Here is a 16,565-nt window from a genome sequence, read left to right as displayed (position 1 = left end):
CTCTATTCCTTTCCATTCTGAGGCCAGTCCAAGTGAACATGTTCCTTCATTTCTCGGTAGGCCGTGTCCACTCTCTCCTTGGTCTCCTCATCCAGCTTGTCGCGGTATTTGCCACCCTGGATAAAATCTTCCAAAATATAGGTCTGGTACTTGTACAACTCATAGCCTTCAGGAGAATAGGTCCCCTTCGGAGTTCGACTAACCCAGGTTGGATGAGCAGTCGCTGTCTTAATCTTTGTCTTGCGGCCGACCTTTTCGATGGTCACATCCATCAAGACTCCTCGCTCTGTCCACTGGGCAGTCTCCACGTCCTCCATGGTTTCCAGACGCTGATTAGAAAGGAAATTCCCCATCGAGTAGATGATGAGCTTGTTTTGACCATCTTTATTGACCACTTCAGCAGGCTCTACAACATGAGGATGTCCGCCAAAGACAATATCAGCTCCCCATGAAATCATCTTATGGTAGAGCTCTTTTTGCTCTTCTGTCGGCTCCAACTGGTACTCGATTCCCATCTGGGGCATGACAATGGTGATATCAGCCTCTTGCTCTGCCTTTTGGATCTCCGCCTTCATCCGCTCTTCATCCAAATCAGACAAGACATCTGCTTGCTCTTCTGGAGTGAGCGTCGTTTCCATCCCATTAAAGCCGTAAGCATAGGCTAGAATAGCAATCTTGATGCCATTCACTTCCTTGATCACCAAGGGAGCTTGCCCTCTCTTTTCATGCGTGTAGACACCGACAGGTGTGATGCCTGCATCTTCAAAGGCCTTAGCTGTCGAATAGACCCCATCTAGGCCTGAATCCAAGATATGGTTGTGTCCCAAATCCATGACATCATAACCAGCATCCTTGATGGCTGGTACGACTTCGCTCGGCGCATTAAAGAGAGGATAACCCGACAAATAGTAATCCGGGTTAATGGTTCCCTCAAAATCGCCCAAGGCCAGATCTGCTTTTTGTAGCCAGGGTTTGACATACTCATAATTTTCATGAAAATCATAGCTTCCGTCTTCTTTTTGTGCACTCATATAGACCAGATCATGATAGAGCTGGTCTCCATTCGCCATGATTCGAGCTGTATGAGGAATCTGATCAGCCGGTGTTTTTGCCTTGTACACAACTTCCGGTCGTTCGGTTGCGGTGATCGGAAAGCCTTGGAACTTTTGCACCCACAAGATGGCATTGGCCACGATAAAAACGATGGACAAGAGCACATAGACAAACTGTTCATTGGTCAGCTGAATCCTTGAAAAGAGACGATCAAAAGCACAATCAAAGGCCACTGACAACTCTTTTCCCATCGTTTTGATGGTCCCTTTCACATTCTCCCACTTCTCTAACATTCCTACCTCTTCTTCATATCCAGTTTCTCCAATGATCCACCAACAAATTGAGCTGTCATTGAAATACTTTCTCTTCATTGTATCACAAATTTTAAGAAGAGAAAAAAGAGAGCAGGACAGAAGCGCCATTGTTTAGAAACGCTTCATCGTCCTACTCTTGCACAGTTGATTGATTCATATAAATGGTCGCAAATCACTTCTTATCGTTTGATTTGGACAAGCTGATCGCAATCATGACAAGACTTAGGAAAAAGGCCGAAAGCAACCCTTTTGTCGTCCGATTCATAAAAGGTTGATGAAATACAAAATGATTATAGGCAGTAAATCCTAATCCAATTAGAGTCACCAAAGCCGAAAGCGCAAAAATTGTTCGCCATAAATTTCTATTTTTCATCATAAACTCCTTTTCTCTAAAACGAATGTTTGGGAAATGAATCAACTAAAAGATCGTCCTACAACATCCAAAATATACCGATTCAACAAACAGTTATATATCCTACTGTAGGAAATAAAGTTTTCTGATATCTTTGCCTTTTTTATGATTTCAGTCTAACATAAAATGAAAAAAGCAACATGACTTAAACGTCGGGTTGCTAAAAATCGTTCTTTTTTTCTTCTAATAATCTTTGTACCAGCACTTCATCATCCAATAATTCAGCAAATGTAATTGCCTTTTCATACAACTCCTCAGATTTCTCCTTGCTCTTTTCCACATGGAGCATATATTTTGCTTTAAACATATAAATAAGAGGTTTGTAATAAACATGTCTCGTCTTATCAATTACATCTTCGAAAGTTTGAATATATTTAAGCGTACATTTTTCTTCCAACTGAGCTAGCAAAACAAGCAATATTTTTTCCAACTGTGTCAGGTATTCCTTGTCCCTATAATCTATGTCAAGCATTACTTTATCAGCCAACTCCTGAAAATACCTTTTATCTTCTAATCCTACAGCACAGCAAAAAAAGTAGAGTTCGATAATTAACAAGTCATTAACCGTATAAATTGTTTTCTTTAAGATTTGTTGAAAGTATTCTTCTAAAAGAGCAAGACCATATCTCACATCAGAACTATTATAAATATCTAGACGCGCTTGAATCACATCTATAAGTAATTGTTCATCCTCTGGAAGACGATCGTAGTAACATTCCCCAATTTCTTCTAAAATCGCTTGTTTCCGCTCAATTCGTTCTCGATCCGCATAGGTCGGACTATCTACCAATTCTTTCTTTAACCTTAGATAATCTTTTGGTATTTCAATTTTGTCAATATCAACAAAATACTGAACTTCGACATTCAGTTTTTTCGCTAAATATATTAATTTGGGTACAGTTGGCATAGCCTGACCATTCTCAATTCGGGCTAATTGCCGAATAGTCAATTCAGTTTCATCATCGCAAATATCTGCTTGTGTAGATTTTCTATCTAGTCGTGTAGATTTTATTTTTTTCCCAATCTCTTTTTTAAATCTTTCATCATCAGTACATCTCTACTAATTAAATCTTATACTAATTTTAACACATATTTTGTTAGAATAACGAAAACCTTTTCATATTTTCCTTAAAAAGCATTCTAACTTGAAAATCATGCTCTTTATTTATAAAAGTGGCTTCTATCTCTCAGAATGTGGATTTTTTTCTTACCTAAGGCAACCCAAGTGGTATTGCAGAAAACATCATCACGATTTTCAACTGATGCAAGCATCTACTGAAACTTTCCGCTGTGAGAAAAGTGCCTGAAACAATGATGTTTCAGGCACTTGGGAGTTTTGAAACCTTAGGTTCAAAACTAAGTCATGGAACTTCTATGAAGTTCGCTGACGTCCGTACTCACCTAAGGAAAGTTTCTAAGATGCTTTTTCTATTATTTCAAAGCTTTTAACAAATATCCATAACCTTCTTGCTCCATCTCTTCTTTTGGAATAAAGCGCAAAGAGGCCGAATTGATGCAATAGCGAAGGCCACCCTGGTCTTTTGGTCCATCGGTGAAGACATGGCCGAGATGGGCATTGCCTGAGCGGGAACGAACTTCGATCCGCTCCATCCCGTGGCTATGGTCCTGGTAATAGTGGACGACGTCTTTGGCAATGGGACGGGAGAAACTTGGCCATCCACAGCCAGACGCAAACTTATCCTTGGCAAAAAAGAGAGGTTCCCCCGTCGTAATATCCACATAAATCCCCTCTTCAAAGGTCTGATCATAGGCATTGTGGAAAGGACGCTCCGTCGCACTTTCTTGAGTGACTTGGTACTGCTCTGCTGTCAGTTTCGCCTTTAGGATTTCTTGATCTGGCTTCTGATAAGCTGCTGGATCAATCAAGGGCTGATCAGCATCTGTCACATCGATATGGCAATAGCCTCCAGGATTCTTCTTGAGGTAGTCTTGGTGGTAGTCCTCAGCTAGGATGTAGTGGCGCAAGGGTTCCAACTCAACCGCGATTTTGCGTCCCAGTTGCTTCTCTTCTTCCGCAAACACTTGGGTGATCACTTCACGATCTGCCTCGTCTGTATAATAGACACCCGTCCGATATTGGCGGCCTCGATCATTTCCCTGTTTGTTAATGGACAAGGGATCAATCACCCGGAAATAGTAGAGCAGAATCGCTCTTAGGGTGATTTTATATGGATCGTAGATGACTTGTACAGTCTCTGCATGATCCGTTTCCTTGATAAGTTGGTAATTGGTCGTTTCTACCTGGCCATTGGCATAGCCCACCGTCGTCTGTTCTACACCGGGGATCCGTGAAAAATATTCCTCTAAACCCCAAAAACAGCCACCTGCTAGATAAATCTCTGCCATCTTTTTTCCTCGCTTTCCGCATTCCCTAAAAGGAACACTTCTTATCTATTAGCTCCATCATAATCCAAGAGCCTCAGATTTTCAAGGATTCTGCATCAAAAATCCCTTCTACTATATGTAAAAGGGATTCAATCCTTCTTATTTTTCAAATAAGAAAAAGAGCGAGTAATAAAAGTTCCAAAACGATAGGCTTAACTGATGTAGAAAATCATGAAGAACTACCATGACCAACACCTCCTCTGAATATCTGTGGACAAACACAAAGCTAGTATCAACTACAAAAGCACCGTCGGTCCATAGACCTGTAACTGAGGCTTCACAACCTCGTAATGCCAGTGATCATAAGCTCGCCAAGCTTGAAAGGCTTCTTCGTTCAATGCTAGCCCGCCCAGACCAATCAATAGACTGGCGGTCTGATAAAACTTTTCCAACTCGATCAACAAGCGATTGTCTACCCGCCTAGCCTTTCGTAAACCTTTCAACATCTGATCTAGATTTTCTCGAAATCGAAGGGCATCTGGACTGGGGGTGCATCCTTTCAAAAAGGCTGTTTGAAGAAGGCTGACCGTCGTTCTTGCCTCTTGAATCACGTCCCTTTCTTCCATAGAAATCACCTTCCTTTTCACCTCCATTGTACACCTTTTTCTCTTTATAAAAATGGAAAATTCCTAAAACTAGGAACAGAATGAGGCTGGGACAAAAGTCCTAGCCTCTCAATTGTTTCTAGATTGTCGAGCAAGACGCAGTGGTTGAGTGGGTCTACTACGCTGATTTCATCAGCTTTTACAGCCCTACTCAACTGTGCGGAGGTGGGACGACGAAATCGAATTCTAACGAATGACCGATTTCTGTCCCACTCTCATAAAAAACTCCCCCAAGTTTCCACTTGAGGAAGTTCTTTTCGAAAAATTAGTCAATGTAGTGTAATTTCCCACGGAAATCTTCCAAGCTTTGGTAGCCTTTTTCTTCCATGATGGATTTGAGTTCCGCAGTAATGCGTTCAAAAGCCTCCACTCCTTCTTTATGAAGCGTCGTTCCGATTTGCACCATACTAGCCCCACATAGAATATGTTCAAAGGCATCACGACCGGTCAAGACACCACCAGTCCCCACAATCTGAATTTCTGGATTCAGACGTTGATAAAAGGCATGGACATTAGCAAGGGCTGTTGGTTTGACATACTCTCCACCAATCCCACCAAAGCCGTTCTTCGGACGAATCACAACGGATTCATCCTCGATATAGAGACCATTTCCGATCGAGTTGACACAATTGACAAACTTAAGCGGGTATTTGTTAAAGATTGCTGCTGCTTGATCGAAGTGAACAATATCAAAGTAAGGTGGCAATTTAATACCAAGCGGTTTTGTGAAATAGGCAAAGACCTCGGACAAGATCCGATCGGTCGTATCAAAGTCATAAGCAATTTGAGGTTTTCCAGGGACATTAGGGCAAGAAAGGTTCAGTTCTGTCAAGCCTTTAAAGTCGCTGTCTTGCACCTTTTTCAAGATGGTATGGGTCTCTTCAGGAGACATGCCGACGAGAGATAAGAAGAAGGTCCGGTCAGGATCTGTTTTTTGCAACTCTAATAGGTAATCCAAATAATAATCCAAGCCTTGGTTGGGAAGGCCCATCGAATTGATCGAACCAAGTGGCACATCATGATAGCGTGGTTCGGGATTTCCCGCACGGAATTCTAAGGTCGCTGTCTTGGTCACAAAAGTCCCAGCAGCTGAATTCTTCACTTCTTCCAACTCTTCCTTGGTCATACAGGCCACGCCTGCCGCATTCATCAGGCAGTTGTCAAATTCAAAACCAGCAATTTGCGTTTTTGTCGATACCATCTTGTACTCCTTTTTGAAACACCCATCAACAGAATCGTTCGGGATGCTCTCTATTTTCTTCTTTCATTATACCATCACTTGGAAGCTTCCGGACAAACAAAGCGAAAAATTCTTGCAAACATTCGGACTTTCCTAGTCGCAATAAAATTTTCAGAAAATTCAACTTTTTTCTTTACAAGCCAAAAAAAGTCTGCTATAATGATCCATGTAATAAAACGTGACATTGTTTGTCAACTGTCTCAAAGCCAATCCCCTAGCGGGTTTGCTGGTTTTTGTTTCATTTACAAAGGAGAATTAACATGACAACTGCTAAAGAATATATTCAAAGTACCTTCGAAACTGTAAAAGCTCGTAACGGCCATGAAGCTGAATTCCTTCAAGCTGTTGAAGAGTTCCTCAGCACTTTGGAACCTGTTTTTGAAAAACACCCTGAATACATCGAAGAAAACATTTTAGCTCGTATTACAGAACCTGAACGCGTGATTTCCTTCCGTGTTCCTTGGGTTGACCGTGAAGGAAACATCCAAGTAAACCGTGGATACCGTGTTCAATTCAACTCTGCTGTAGGTCCTTACAAAGGTGGTCTTCGTTTCCATCCAACTGTTAACCAAGGGATCTTGAAATTCCTCGGATTCGAACAAATCTTCAAAAACGTTTTGACTGGTCTTCCTATCGGTGGTGGTAAAGGTGGATCTGACTTCGATCCTAAAGGAAAAACTGACGCTGAAGTGATGCGTTTCTGTCAAAGCTTCATGACTGAATTGCAAAAGCACATCGGTCCTTCTCTTGATGTCCCAGCTGGTGATATCGGGGTTGGTGGACGTGAAATCGGATACCTTTACGGTCAATACAAACGCCTTCGCCAATTCGATGCTGGTGTCTTGACTGGTAAACCTCTTGGTTTTGGTGGTAGCTTGATCCGTCCAGAAGCAACTGGCTATGGTTTGGTTTACTATACTGAAGAAATGCTCAAAGCCAACGGTGACAGCTTTGCTGGTAAGAAAGTCGTGATCTCAGGTTCTGGTAACGTTGCCCAATACGCTCTTCAAAAAGCAACTGAACTTGGTGCAACTGTTATCTCTGTATCTGATTCAAACGGTTACGTGATCGACGAGAACGGTATTGACTTCGACCTTCTTACAGACGTGAAAGAAAAACGTCGTGCACGTTTGACTGAATACGCTGCTGAAAAACCAACTGCTACATACTACGAAGGATCTGTATGGACTTACGCTGGTAACTATGATATCGCTCTTCCATGTGCGACTCAAAACGAGATCAACGGTGAGGCAGCGAACCGCTTGGTTGCTCAAGGGGTAAAAGTTGTTTCTGAAGGAGCCAACATGCCTAGCGACCTTGATGCCATCAACGTATACAAAGAAAATGGTATCTTTTACGGACCTGCTAAAGCAGCCAATGCTGGTGGGGTTGCTGTATCTGCTCTTGAAATGAGCCAAAACAGCCAACGTCTTTCATGGACACGCGAAGAAGTAGACGGACGTTTGAAAGACATCATGACCAACATCTTCAACACTGCTAAAACAACTGCAGAAACTTACGGACTTGGTAAAGATTACCTTGCAGGTGCCAACATCGCTGCCTTTGAAAATGTCGCAAACGCGATGATTGAACAAGGTCTTGTATAATCAATCGATATTTTTCTTTGAGACCTTCGGGTCAAAGCCTCTCAACTCCTGAAACTAGTGTGTTTCAGGAGTTTTTTGTAGCTACTGATCTCTTTAAGGACAATTGGTCTCAAGGGAAGAAAGTCATTTTTAAAGAAAGGAATCTTAACCATCATTAGTGATGAGAGATTTGAGCCATCTCTTTTTCTGTATCTTTTTCTAAAAAAATTTTATTTTTTTTACTTTACCCCCTTGCATTTTTAATAAATTAGTATTAAACTATAGCAAAAGGAGGTGCGCTTATGTTTCATTTTGCTCAAGACAAGTCAACTACCATTGAATTCCTTAAGTCTGAATTGATGCAACTGCTTTCTGATATGCGTCAGGAGATTGCAGCAAGCCGTCAAGCACAGACTTGTACTGCTTGCCAGCATATCCAACACTGCATTAATAAGATCCAAAGGGCAAAAAGTTCCGTAGCCATAGCCCTTCCGATCGAATCATTGGATCTCGAAATCACTGCCCTATTGCGCAAGCAATTATTGATCTTGCCACCTGAGGCTCGAAAGATTTGGGATCAGATTAAATATTTGGATGACAAATACTGCCACTTAAGATCGTAACATCGATTAAAAAAGCTCAGAAAAATATTTCTGAGCTTTTTTACATGATCCCGTTCTTTCCTGTCGGTAGGTTAATCCCTGCTTCCATCAAGGCATCATGGTAGAGTTTATAGTAAGTATGATAAACAGTCGTCTGGGTTCCATTTTGCGCAGTCATCGCAATGCGGAAGGAATAGCGGCCATTTTTTTCGATCTGTGGGCCTAAAATGGTAGGGCCTGTCAACACTTCTGGGTGCTTGTCTTGTTGAGACTGATTGACCTGAGCGATGACCTGGTAGATCTTGTCAAGATCGGTATTCGCATCTAGCGGAATATCTACCAGCACGCGCATATCGCCGCGAGAGAGGTTGCTGACGACAGTGATATTGCGGTTTGGGACAAAGTGGAGAGTCCCGTCAAAATCACGTACTTGAGTTGTCCGAATTCCCACACTGCTAACGATGCCGGCAATATTAATAGAACCATTGGTAAGTCGGACATTGTCCCCCACATCCAGCTGGCGTTCTAAAAGGATAAAGAAACCATTGACCAAATCGGAAAGGAAGCCCTGGGCTCCCATCCCGATAGCCACCCCAGCAATCCCAGCACCAGCCAATAGACTAGAGACTGGAAGACCGAGGATCGACAAGATCCAGTAGATCAAGATAAAATACAAGCAGTAGTTCAAGAGACTCTCTACTAAACGGAGAATGGTTTTTTTACGGGCTTCATCCTGCACCGTATACTTAAAAGAAGGGGTTAATATCCGCTTGACCAGGCTATGGATGACCTTTTTAGCGATAAAAAATAAGAGAAAGACAAAAATCAGGGAGATGCATTTTGAAATTAGGTCATCAAAAATCTTTGTCCAGTCTATTTTACTGAAATAACGTTGGAAAGCTTGACTCATTTATTCGGGCCTTTCTAACAAAGAATAGTATAATTATATCAAATATTCGGAAATAAGGCTATTTTTTAAAAATTTCATTGCTTTTCCCCCCTAACTATCGTATAATATTCCTTAATTATTTTTTAAGGAGGCCTTACATGATTCATCGACTGATTACCACTTGGAATAAAACCAACCTTATGAAAAGAATCGCAATCGGGATTGTACTTGGTGTCGTTCTAGCACTTGTATTTCCGAAAGCAACTGGGATTGGACTCTTAGGAGAGTTCTTTGTCGGGGGGCTCCGTGCCATCGCACCCCTTCTGGTCTTTGCACTCGTCGCAAATGCTCTCTCCCAACACCAAAAAGGGACAGAGACCAATATGAAAAAGGTCATCGTCCTCTATCTCCTAGGAACCTTTGCAGCCGCCTTCGTCGCTGTTTTGGTCAATTACATCTTCCCTATCACCATTACTCTGACTGGAAAGGCCGCTGAAGGATCCTCTCCAAACGGGATTGGTGAAGTGATTAGTAACCTCTTGCTCAAGATCGTCGACAACCCGGTCAACGCCTTGCAACAAGCCAACTACATTGGGATCCTTTCTTGGGCGACTGTCTTTGGGATCGCCATGAGAGAGGCCAGTGAACATAGTAAAGACCTCCTACAAACCCTAGCAGACATCACTTCAAAAATTGTCGAGTGGATTATCAACCTAGCTCCATTTGGGATCTTAGGTTTGGTCTTCACGACCATCGCTGGCCAAGGACTTAGCGCCCTTAGTAACTACGGGATTCTCTTAGTAGTATTGGTGGGAACGATGGCTTTTGTCGCTCTGGTCATCAATCCATTGATCGTCTTTTTCATGATCCGCAAAAATCCCTATCCCCTTGTTTTTAAATGCCTCCGTGTCAGTGGGGTAACAGCCTTCTTCACCAGAAGTTCTGCAGCCAACATCCCTGTCAACATGCGTCTCTGTGAAGAGCTGGGGCTCAATCCAGATACTTACTCTGTTTCTATCCCTCTTGGATCTACCATTAACATGGCAGGCGCAGCCGTGACGATCAATATTTTGACGCTAGCTGCTGCCAATACCTTACACATTCAGGTTGACTTTGGAACAGCGCTTATCCTCAGTGTTGTGGCAGCCATCTCAGCCTGCGGGGCATCCGGAGTTGCGGGAGGATCTCTCCTTCTCATCCCTGTTGCTTGTAGCCTCTTTGGCATCACCAATGATTTGGCCATGCAAGTCGTCAGTGTCGGCTTTATCATCGGGGTCATTCAAGACTCTTGCGAAACAGCCCTCAACTCTTCGACAGATGTGCTCTTCACTGCCATCGCTGAAATGAGCAGCTGGCCAAAGGAAAAACGCTATTAAAAGATCCTATCTCAAATAGACTAGAAAACCCAGACCTCGCGATCTGGGTTTTCTTATTTCTTAAAGTAGCGTTTGCTTTCTTTGATAATGACAGGTGAGAGGGCCAAGAGCGCAATCAAGTTGGGTAGAGCCATAAGCCCATTGACGATATCTGCAATCACCCAGACCAGATCTAATTTTAGGAAACCACCTAGTCCAACCATTAAGACAAAGAAGGTCCGGTAGAGGTTGATATGTTTGACACCAAATAGGAATTCGAAACACCGTTCTCCGTAGTAAGACCATCCAAGAATGGTCGTTGTCGCAAACAGCACCAAGCACAGCGTTAAGATAATGCCTCCAACTGGGCCAAAGACTCCTGTAAACGTATCCTGGGTCAAGGTACTCGTGCTGCCCTTCGCCATCCACTCACCTGAAACCAAGAGCGAAAGTCCTGTCAAACTACAGATGATAATGGTATCAATAAAGGTTCCTGTCATCGAGATCAAGCCCTGCTCGACAGGTTCATTGGTCTTCGCCGCCGCTGCTGCAATGGGTGCAGATCCGAGACCAGATTCATTGGAGAAAACTCCACGCGCCACCCCTTTTTGGATGGCCATTTTGACCGTTGCTCCTGCAAAACCTCCTATGGCTGCAGTCCCTGTGAAGGCACCTGAAAAGACCGATTTTAAGGCTGGAAGCAATTGATCCAGATGCAAAACAATAATTGCAACCGTCGCAAAGATATAGGCAGCAGCCATAAAAGGAACCACTTTTTCAGAGACTTTGGAAATCCAGTGAATCCCACCAAAGATGATAGTCGAAACCACCAGAGCAATCACTACGCTAGCCACTTCTGGAGCCGTTCCAAAACTCGCTTGGAGGGATCCCGTAATGGAATTGACCTGGGTCATGGTTCCGATCCCAAAGAGAGCCACCAGAACACCTGCAACTGCAAAGAAAATAGCTAGTGGTCGCCACTTCTCCCCCATCCCGTGAAGAATGTAGTACATCGGACCACCCGAGATGTGCCCATTGTCATCCTTAGTCCGATAACGAATGGCTAAGAGCCCTTCTGCATACTTGGTCGCCATTCCAAAGAAGGCCGCCATCCACATCCAAAAGAGGGCACCTGGGCCACCTGTCTGAATCGCTGTCGCTACCCCTACGATATTCCCTGTCCCTACAGTTGCAGCTAGGGCCGTCGCAAGGGCTCCAAAACTCGAGATATCCCCGTGTTCCTCATCTTCTGTAAAGATCAGGCGGAAGGCTTTTGGAAGGTAGCGTATCTGAAGCAAGCCCAAACGAAGGGTCAGGTAGATCCCTGTCCCTACCAAGAGCACCAAAAGTGGGGCGCCCCATACTAAATTATCGAGTTGCTGAAAAAATTGCAATACATGATCCATTCTCTGTCTCCTTTTTATCGACCGCTCGACAGAAATGAGAAAAAGAAAGAGTACATGTCAAACATGTACTCTGGTCCTGCTTAAAATAGGGGACTTCCCCTATTTTTCGCTCTGTCCTTTTACCTGAGAGTTTGAGTAGATGCATCCTCTACCTTGCCCCTTCGGTGCCATTTCTGGTCTCTCCAGAGTTCCGTCCATTCACAGTCACTCACGCTCCTGCAAACTTCATTCGGTCGTATGTAATTTTCTCTATTTTAATCGATTTTCAATACTTTGTCAACGATTCATGAAAATATCTTGCAAGCTTTCTGTAAATGCTCGGTTTTTAATCACTCAAAGAGAAGTGATTGGTCATAAGGTTGCTAGCATCGAGCAAAATCTTGTCCAAGAGTTGATCTGTCGCTTCCTGGATTTGATCACTCATAGCTTGGTTTTCCGCCTCAAAATCAACGGTTTCACCTGCTGCAAGGGCACGATCGACTTTATTGATGCGCGCATGTCCCCAGGCCATTGTCGTTTCTTGGTAATCGTCCAAATCACCAACATGGTGAGCATAGTGAGGGTCTGCTAGTCCGGCAATAATCCGGTTGGCCCAGTAGAAGGAATCCGTTGTCACCTTAGCCGTCGTATTGGCAAAGTAGTCTGGCGTTGTATCCACTTGGGTAAAGAAAGGGACAGCTGTGTTGTATGGCATGGAGCCGTATGAAATCCATTGGATGCCTGTCGTTTCTTGCGGCTTGTTGGGACGCAATTGCAGAATCGCTGTTTGACTGGTCCGGTTGATCCCGATCGTCCGGAAAGTCCGCTGACTCACCTGGTCTCCTTCCGGTCCATACGGATCGTAGATGGTATCTTGGTAGTGATTGCTCAAGACATATTTGACATCCTCAATCGTCACCTTGCGATAGGGTTTTTGACACCAAGGAATCTCAAAGCTCCGTGGATCCTGCTCAATTTCAGGATTAAGGAAACGCTGGATGGCCCAAGCCCGCGGTGTATTGTAGTGACGGTCCTTGTCCTTTTGACTACCAAAGGCATAGCGTGGATTAAAACCTTTTCCTTCTTGATCCAGAATCAAATGGTGCTCTGTGACAAAATTTTCAAGATCTGGGTCACAGAGAAACTCGTCTGGATTTCCAAATTCAAAATAATCACTTCCCAGTTGGTTCGGGTTGGTCACATAGGTATCATCTGGAACACGGCGCGCCATCCAGTGGTGACCTCCGATAGTTTCCAACCACCAGATTTCATTCACATCTGAAATCGCAATCCCGTTAGATTCATAGGTTCCGTACTCTTCTAAAATCTTTCCGAGACGCAAAACCCCTTCGCGGGCAGTCTTGACATAAGGCAAAACCAAGGTCAGCATGTCTTCCTCACCGATGCCACTCTCTACAAGAGGATCGGCTCCTAGCACACGGCTATTGGTCGTAATGGTCTCTGTCTCACTCATGGCGACATTATAGACATTGATCCCAGCTTCTCCCCAGATCCCGTCTTTAGGAATGGCATCTGGAACCGCCGTATAGCGAACTGGATTATCTGGTAAATCGATTTCAAAAGTTGATAAAACAGACTTGTAATGACGCGGTTGATCTTCTGGTTTGACCACGATCAATTTCTTAGGCGTAAAAACGCCATTTTGAGAATCCTCTGTTCGTGCTACAATGGTCGAACCATCATAGCTAGCATTTTTTCCGACTAGAATCGTTGTACACGAATCTGCACTTTCACGTTTACGCATGCGTATCCTCCCAAATCATTCATTGCCTCTATTATAGCACTTTTAAAAGGGAGGACCTACTGAAAATCCAATTTGAAAACGGATCGTTTTCAATTTCTTTTAATCCGGTTCATTATGTAAAATTTAAAAAACCTAGCTGTTTATCAGCTAGATTCAGATTGAAGAAAAAGTTATCTTAGAAACTTTCCTTAGGTGAGCACGGACGTCAGCGAACTTCGAAGAAGTTCCATGACTAATTATTGAGCCTAAGGTCTCAATAATTCCGAGTGAGACTGGGACAAAAGTCCTAGCCTCTTAATTGTCTTTGGATTGTCGAGCAAAACGCAGTGGTTGAGTGGGCTTTACTATGCTGATTTCATCAGCTTTTACAGCCCTACTCAACTGTGCGGAGGTGGGACGACGAAATCGAATTTTAACGAATTACCGATTTCTGTCCCACTCTCACTTTTCTCACGGCGGAAAGTTTCGGTATTTTCTTAATTAATTCTAAAAATGGGACAGATTTATATTTCTTTGCAGAATTTCTTAACTTATTTTTCTTTTTAAAAATTTAGTCTACGTTCTAAACCCTAGCTAATGAAAAGCTAGGGCTTACCTTATCCTTTAAACGTGACAATGGTTGCGCCGCTTCCACCTGCATTTTGTGGGGCATATTCAAAACTCTTGACATGCTTGTTGCGGCGGAGGTATTTGGTCACCCCTTCACGGATGACCCCTGTCCCGATCCCGTGGATGATATCGACTTGGGCCATGTTGTTGAGCAGAGCCTGATCGATAAAACCATCTAGCTCTTGCATGGCCTCTTCATAGCGTTTCCCACGGAGGTCCAGACGCGCTCTCGGCCCGCTCGTGTTTGAGCGCTTGACGACATTCACCTGGCGTTTCTTAGGTTGAGCCACTTCTTTTTCAACCTTGATAAGGTTGAATTCTTTCTCTTCCAAGGTCATCTTGATCAAGCCGACTTGCGCCTCCCAGCGCCCATCTTTGAGTTGCTTGACCAGGGTTCCACGTTGGCCATAGCTGATAACCAGGATCTCATCTCCTACCTTAGGAGCACGCGCCTTCTTGGCTTTTTTCAAGACCTTGTTTTTAGACAGGTCCACGGTCTCAGGAGCTAGTTTTTTCAACTGAGCCTTGGCCTCAATGATCTCATGTGGTTTCAACTGGGATTTAGCATGAAGACCTTGAAGGATGCGGTCACTCTCTGAAAGTGCCATGTCCACAATTTCCTTGGCCTCTTCTCTTGCCTTATTGAGCTCCGTTTCCCTCTCCCGAGTTAGTTCATTATAGAGCTTTCGAAGAGCGCGATTGAATTTGAGATTTTCTTGCTCCACTTCTTGAATGGTATCCAAGCGCTTGCGACTCTCTAAGGTCTGCGCCTCCAGTTTTTCAATAATCTGATTGACATCATTGTCCGTATTGGTCATCTTCATGGCATCCTGGATAATGGTCTCAGATAAGCCCAAACGACGGGCGATCTCAAAGGCATTGGAGCGACCAGGCACCCCTTGCATGAAGCGATAGGTCGGACGAAGACTCGCTGTGTCAAACTCCATGCTGGCATTTTGCACCCCTGCAGTCTCAATCCCGTAGGCCTTGAGCTCTGGATAGTGGGTCGTCGCCATGGTCTTAATTCCGCGTAAGCGCAGGTCTTCTAGGATGGCAATAGCAAGGCCAGCCCCTTCTTGAGGATCGGTTCCAGCTCCTAACTCATCCAGAAGGATCAAGGAGGCAGTATCTACTTGATGTAAGATAGATACGATATTGGTCATATGACTGGAGAAGGTCGACAAGCTCTGCTCGATCGATTGTTCATCTCCAATATCTGCAAAGACTTGTGAGAAGATGCCCACACGACTACCTGGATCCGCTAGGATGGGAAGACCAGACTGGGCCATAATTTGCGCTAGTCCCAGCGTTTTTAGCATGATGGTTTTCCCACCTGTATTGGGACCGGTAATCACGATTTCCGTCAAGTCCTCGGTAAAATGCAGGTCATTCGCGACGGCATTTTCAATCAAGGGATGACGTAGTTGCAAAAGCTGAATAGAGCGATTACTGCTAACCTCTGGTATCACTGCCTTGAAATCACGCATAAACCGATACTTGGCCTTGATCAAGTCCAAGTGACCGATAATCCAGGCGTTGTTAGCAATCTCTGCCGCATGGGGGCGCAGGCTGTCAGACAATTCCTCCAGAATCTGAATGATTTCATACCGTTCATCTGCCCTGTGGTTGGCGATTTCTTCATTGAGATTGACCACTGCACGAGGTTCAATATAAACGGTATTCCCACTGGCTGAGATATCATGGACCACCCCTGCAATCCGGTTGCGATAGGTGTTTTTTACGGGTAGAACATTGCGTCCATTCCGACTAGCAATCACAGCATCCGCTAGCATATCGGCCTTGGTTTTCAACAGGTCTTGCAGAATCTCTCTGACCTGGTGTTCATTCTCTTGGATGCGGCGACGGATTTTGGCCAATTTTTCGCTGGCAAAAGACTCGACAAAACCTCCTTCGTTGATAGCTTGAAGCCCACCTTGTAGGCGAGGAAGATCCACCAAGTTGTCAAAGAGGCGATGGAGCCTTTCCAGACGGACATTTTCCAAGTTGTCGTAGAAATCCTTGAGCTCATGTGTTACCCGAAGGACTGCTTTTAGCGCTAATAATTCATCGATATTGAGGGCCGCCTCCATCTCCAAACGCTTGGCCACTGGACGGACATCTTGAATGGTCGACACGGCAAAGCGAGGATCTTCCAAGAGGATCTGCTCCATATCTTCTAGCTCCATAAAGGCCGTTTCGATGGTTTCTTTTTTATCGGTTGGAGTAAGGACTGCTAGCTCCATCTCCCCTTGTTCTGTCTGTAGATAGGGTTCAAAAAGTTGCTTGACCTTGTCAAACTCCAGAGTATCTAAGATTTTTTTATTCATGTTTCTCCTACAAAAAA

Annotated in this window: 13 protein-coding genes and 1 riboswitch; of the genes, 3 read left to right on the top strand and 10 right to left on the bottom strand. The window is 44.1% G+C overall.

The genetic code is table 11. The features are described from left to right. Positions 1 to 2 precede the first annotated feature (2 nt). From AB5Y61_RS01665 to AB5Y61_RS01640, 6 genes are all read right to left on the bottom strand, one after another. The gene (locus AB5Y61_RS01665; protein WP_368402841.1) at positions 3 to 1,346 is read right to left on the bottom strand and encodes a CapA family protein; all 1,344 of its coding nucleotides are present in this window, start codon (positions 1,344 to 1,346) and stop codon (positions 3 to 5) included. A gap of 193 nt (positions 1,347 to 1,539) precedes the next feature. Continuing rightward, positions 1,540 to 1,743 (bottom strand): hypothetical protein, encoded by a 204-nt coding sequence (locus tag AB5Y61_RS01660; protein WP_118396466.1) that lies wholly within the window; start codon positions 1,741 to 1,743, stop codon positions 1,540 to 1,542. Between the two features lie 196 nt (positions 1,744 to 1,939). Continuing rightward, complete coding sequence (locus AB5Y61_RS01655) at positions 1,940 to 2,728, bottom strand: XRE family transcriptional regulator (RefSeq protein WP_368402839.1); 789 nt, start codon at positions 2,726 to 2,728, stop codon at positions 1,940 to 1,942. A gap of 482 nt (positions 2,729 to 3,210) precedes the next feature. Further along, positions 3,211 to 4,146, bottom strand: coding sequence for a peptide-methionine (R)-S-oxide reductase MsrB (msrB, locus tag AB5Y61_RS01650; RefSeq protein ID WP_368402838.1), 936 nt, complete (start codon positions 4,144 to 4,146; stop codon positions 3,211 to 3,213). A gap of 275 nt (positions 4,147 to 4,421) precedes the next feature. Continuing rightward, positions 4,422 to 4,778 (bottom strand): helicase BlpT, encoded by a 357-nt coding sequence (locus AB5Y61_RS01645; RefSeq protein WP_314653281.1) that lies wholly within the window; start codon positions 4,776 to 4,778, stop codon positions 4,422 to 4,424. A gap of 277 nt (positions 4,779 to 5,055) precedes the next feature. Then, positions 5,056 to 5,991: a dihydroorotate oxidase gene (locus tag AB5Y61_RS01640; RefSeq protein ID WP_368402836.1), complete on the bottom strand. Its 936-nt coding sequence runs from the start codon at positions 5,989 to 5,991 to the stop codon at positions 5,056 to 5,058. Between the two features lie 299 nt (positions 5,992 to 6,290). Between AB5Y61_RS01640 and gdhA the strand changes: the two genes are divergently transcribed. Both gdhA and AB5Y61_RS01630 read left to right on the top strand, forming a co-directional pair. Continuing rightward, entirely contained in the window at positions 6,291 to 7,637 is a 1,347-nt protein-coding gene (gene gdhA / locus AB5Y61_RS01635) for an NADP-specific glutamate dehydrogenase (protein ID WP_368402835.1), read from the top strand. 281 nt (positions 7,638 to 7,918) lie between these two features. Further along, positions 7,919 to 8,239 (top strand): hypothetical protein, encoded by a 321-nt coding sequence (locus tag AB5Y61_RS01630; RefSeq protein ID WP_024056290.1) that lies wholly within the window; start codon positions 7,919 to 7,921, stop codon positions 8,237 to 8,239. A gap of 40 nt (positions 8,240 to 8,279) precedes the next feature. Here the strand turns inward: AB5Y61_RS01630 and AB5Y61_RS01625 are convergent, their stop codons facing one another. Further along, the gene (locus AB5Y61_RS01625; protein ID WP_254732779.1) at positions 8,280 to 9,128 is read right to left on the bottom strand and encodes a mechanosensitive ion channel family protein; all 849 of its coding nucleotides are present in this window, start codon (positions 9,126 to 9,128) and stop codon (positions 8,280 to 8,282) included. Between the two features lie 137 nt (positions 9,129 to 9,265). Here AB5Y61_RS01625 and sstT point away from each other — a divergent pair, with 137 nt between their 5' ends. Continuing rightward, positions 9,266 to 10,483 carry a serine/threonine transporter SstT gene (sstT, locus tag AB5Y61_RS01620; RefSeq protein WP_251457471.1) on the top strand — a complete coding sequence of 406 codons (1,218 nt, stop codon included), beginning with the start codon at positions 9,266 to 9,268 and terminating at the stop codon, positions 10,481 to 10,483. 53 nt (positions 10,484 to 10,536) lie between these two features. Here the strand turns inward: sstT and AB5Y61_RS01615 are convergent, their stop codons facing one another. From AB5Y61_RS01615 to AB5Y61_RS01605, 3 genes are all read right to left on the bottom strand, one after another. Continuing rightward, on the bottom strand, positions 10,537 to 11,868 hold the full coding sequence (locus AB5Y61_RS01615) for an alanine/glycine:cation symporter family protein (protein WP_368402833.1): 1,332 nt from the start codon (positions 11,866 to 11,868) through the stop codon (positions 10,537 to 10,539). 101 nt (positions 11,869 to 11,969) lie between these two features. Continuing rightward, a riboswitch (glycine riboswitch) is annotated at positions 11,970 to 12,064 on the bottom strand. Between the two features lie 129 nt (positions 12,065 to 12,193). Continuing rightward, a complete protein-coding gene (locus tag AB5Y61_RS01610) occupies positions 12,194 to 13,612 on the bottom strand; it encodes a C69 family dipeptidase (protein WP_368402831.1) in 1,419 nt (472 codons plus the stop codon). A gap of 596 nt (positions 13,613 to 14,208) precedes the next feature. Further along, positions 14,209 to 16,548, bottom strand: coding sequence for an endonuclease MutS2 (locus tag AB5Y61_RS01605; protein ID WP_368402830.1), 2,340 nt, complete (start codon positions 16,546 to 16,548; stop codon positions 14,209 to 14,211). Positions 16,549 to 16,565 lie beyond the last annotated feature (17 nt).

Origin of the sequence: Streptococcus parasanguinis (genome assembly GCF_040908565.1) — a bacterium.
GTDB classification, from domain to species: domain Bacteria; phylum Bacillota; class Bacilli; order Lactobacillales; family Streptococcaceae; genus Streptococcus; species Streptococcus parasanguinis_AC.
Note: the sequence above shows the minus strand (reverse complement) of the source record. Positions and strands in the feature narration are given on the sequence as shown.

Excerpts from the sequence above, each read along its gene's own strand:
- AB5Y61_RS01665 (WP_368402841.1), bottom strand. The coding sequence starts at position 1,346 with ATGTTAGAGAAGTGGGAGAATGTGAAAGGGACCATCAAAACGATGGGA.
- AB5Y61_RS01660 (WP_118396466.1), bottom strand. The coding sequence starts at position 1,743 with ATGATGAAAAATAGAAATTTATGGCGAACAATTTTTGCGCTTTCGGCT.
- msrB (WP_368402838.1), bottom strand. The coding sequence starts at position 4,146 with ATGGCAGAGATTTATCTAGCAGGTGGCTGTTTTTGGGGTTTAGAGGAA.
- AB5Y61_RS01645 (WP_314653281.1), bottom strand. The coding sequence starts at position 4,778 with ATGGAGGTGAAAAGGAAGGTGATTTCTATGGAAGAAAGGGACGTGATT.
- AB5Y61_RS01640 (WP_368402836.1), bottom strand. The coding sequence starts at position 5,991 with ATGGTATCGACAAAAACGCAAATTGCTGGTTTTGAATTTGACAACTGC.
- gdhA (WP_368402835.1), top strand. The coding sequence starts at position 6,291 with ATGACAACTGCTAAAGAATATATTCAAAGTACCTTCGAAACTGTAAAA.
- AB5Y61_RS01630 (WP_024056290.1), top strand. The coding sequence starts at position 7,919 with ATGTTTCATTTTGCTCAAGACAAGTCAACTACCATTGAATTCCTTAAG.
- AB5Y61_RS01625 (WP_254732779.1), bottom strand. The coding sequence starts at position 9,128 with ATGAGTCAAGCTTTCCAACGTTATTTCAGTAAAATAGACTGGACAAAG.
- sstT (WP_251457471.1), top strand. The coding sequence starts at position 9,266 with ATGATTCATCGACTGATTACCACTTGGAATAAAACCAACCTTATGAAA.
- AB5Y61_RS01615 (WP_368402833.1), bottom strand. The coding sequence starts at position 11,868 with ATGGATCATGTATTGCAATTTTTTCAGCAACTCGATAATTTAGTATGG.
- AB5Y61_RS01610 (WP_368402831.1), bottom strand. The coding sequence starts at position 13,612 with ATGCGTAAACGTGAAAGTGCAGATTCGTGTACAACGATTCTAGTCGGA.
- AB5Y61_RS01605 (WP_368402830.1), bottom strand. The coding sequence starts at position 16,548 with ATGAATAAAAAAATCTTAGATACTCTGGAGTTTGACAAGGTCAAGCAA.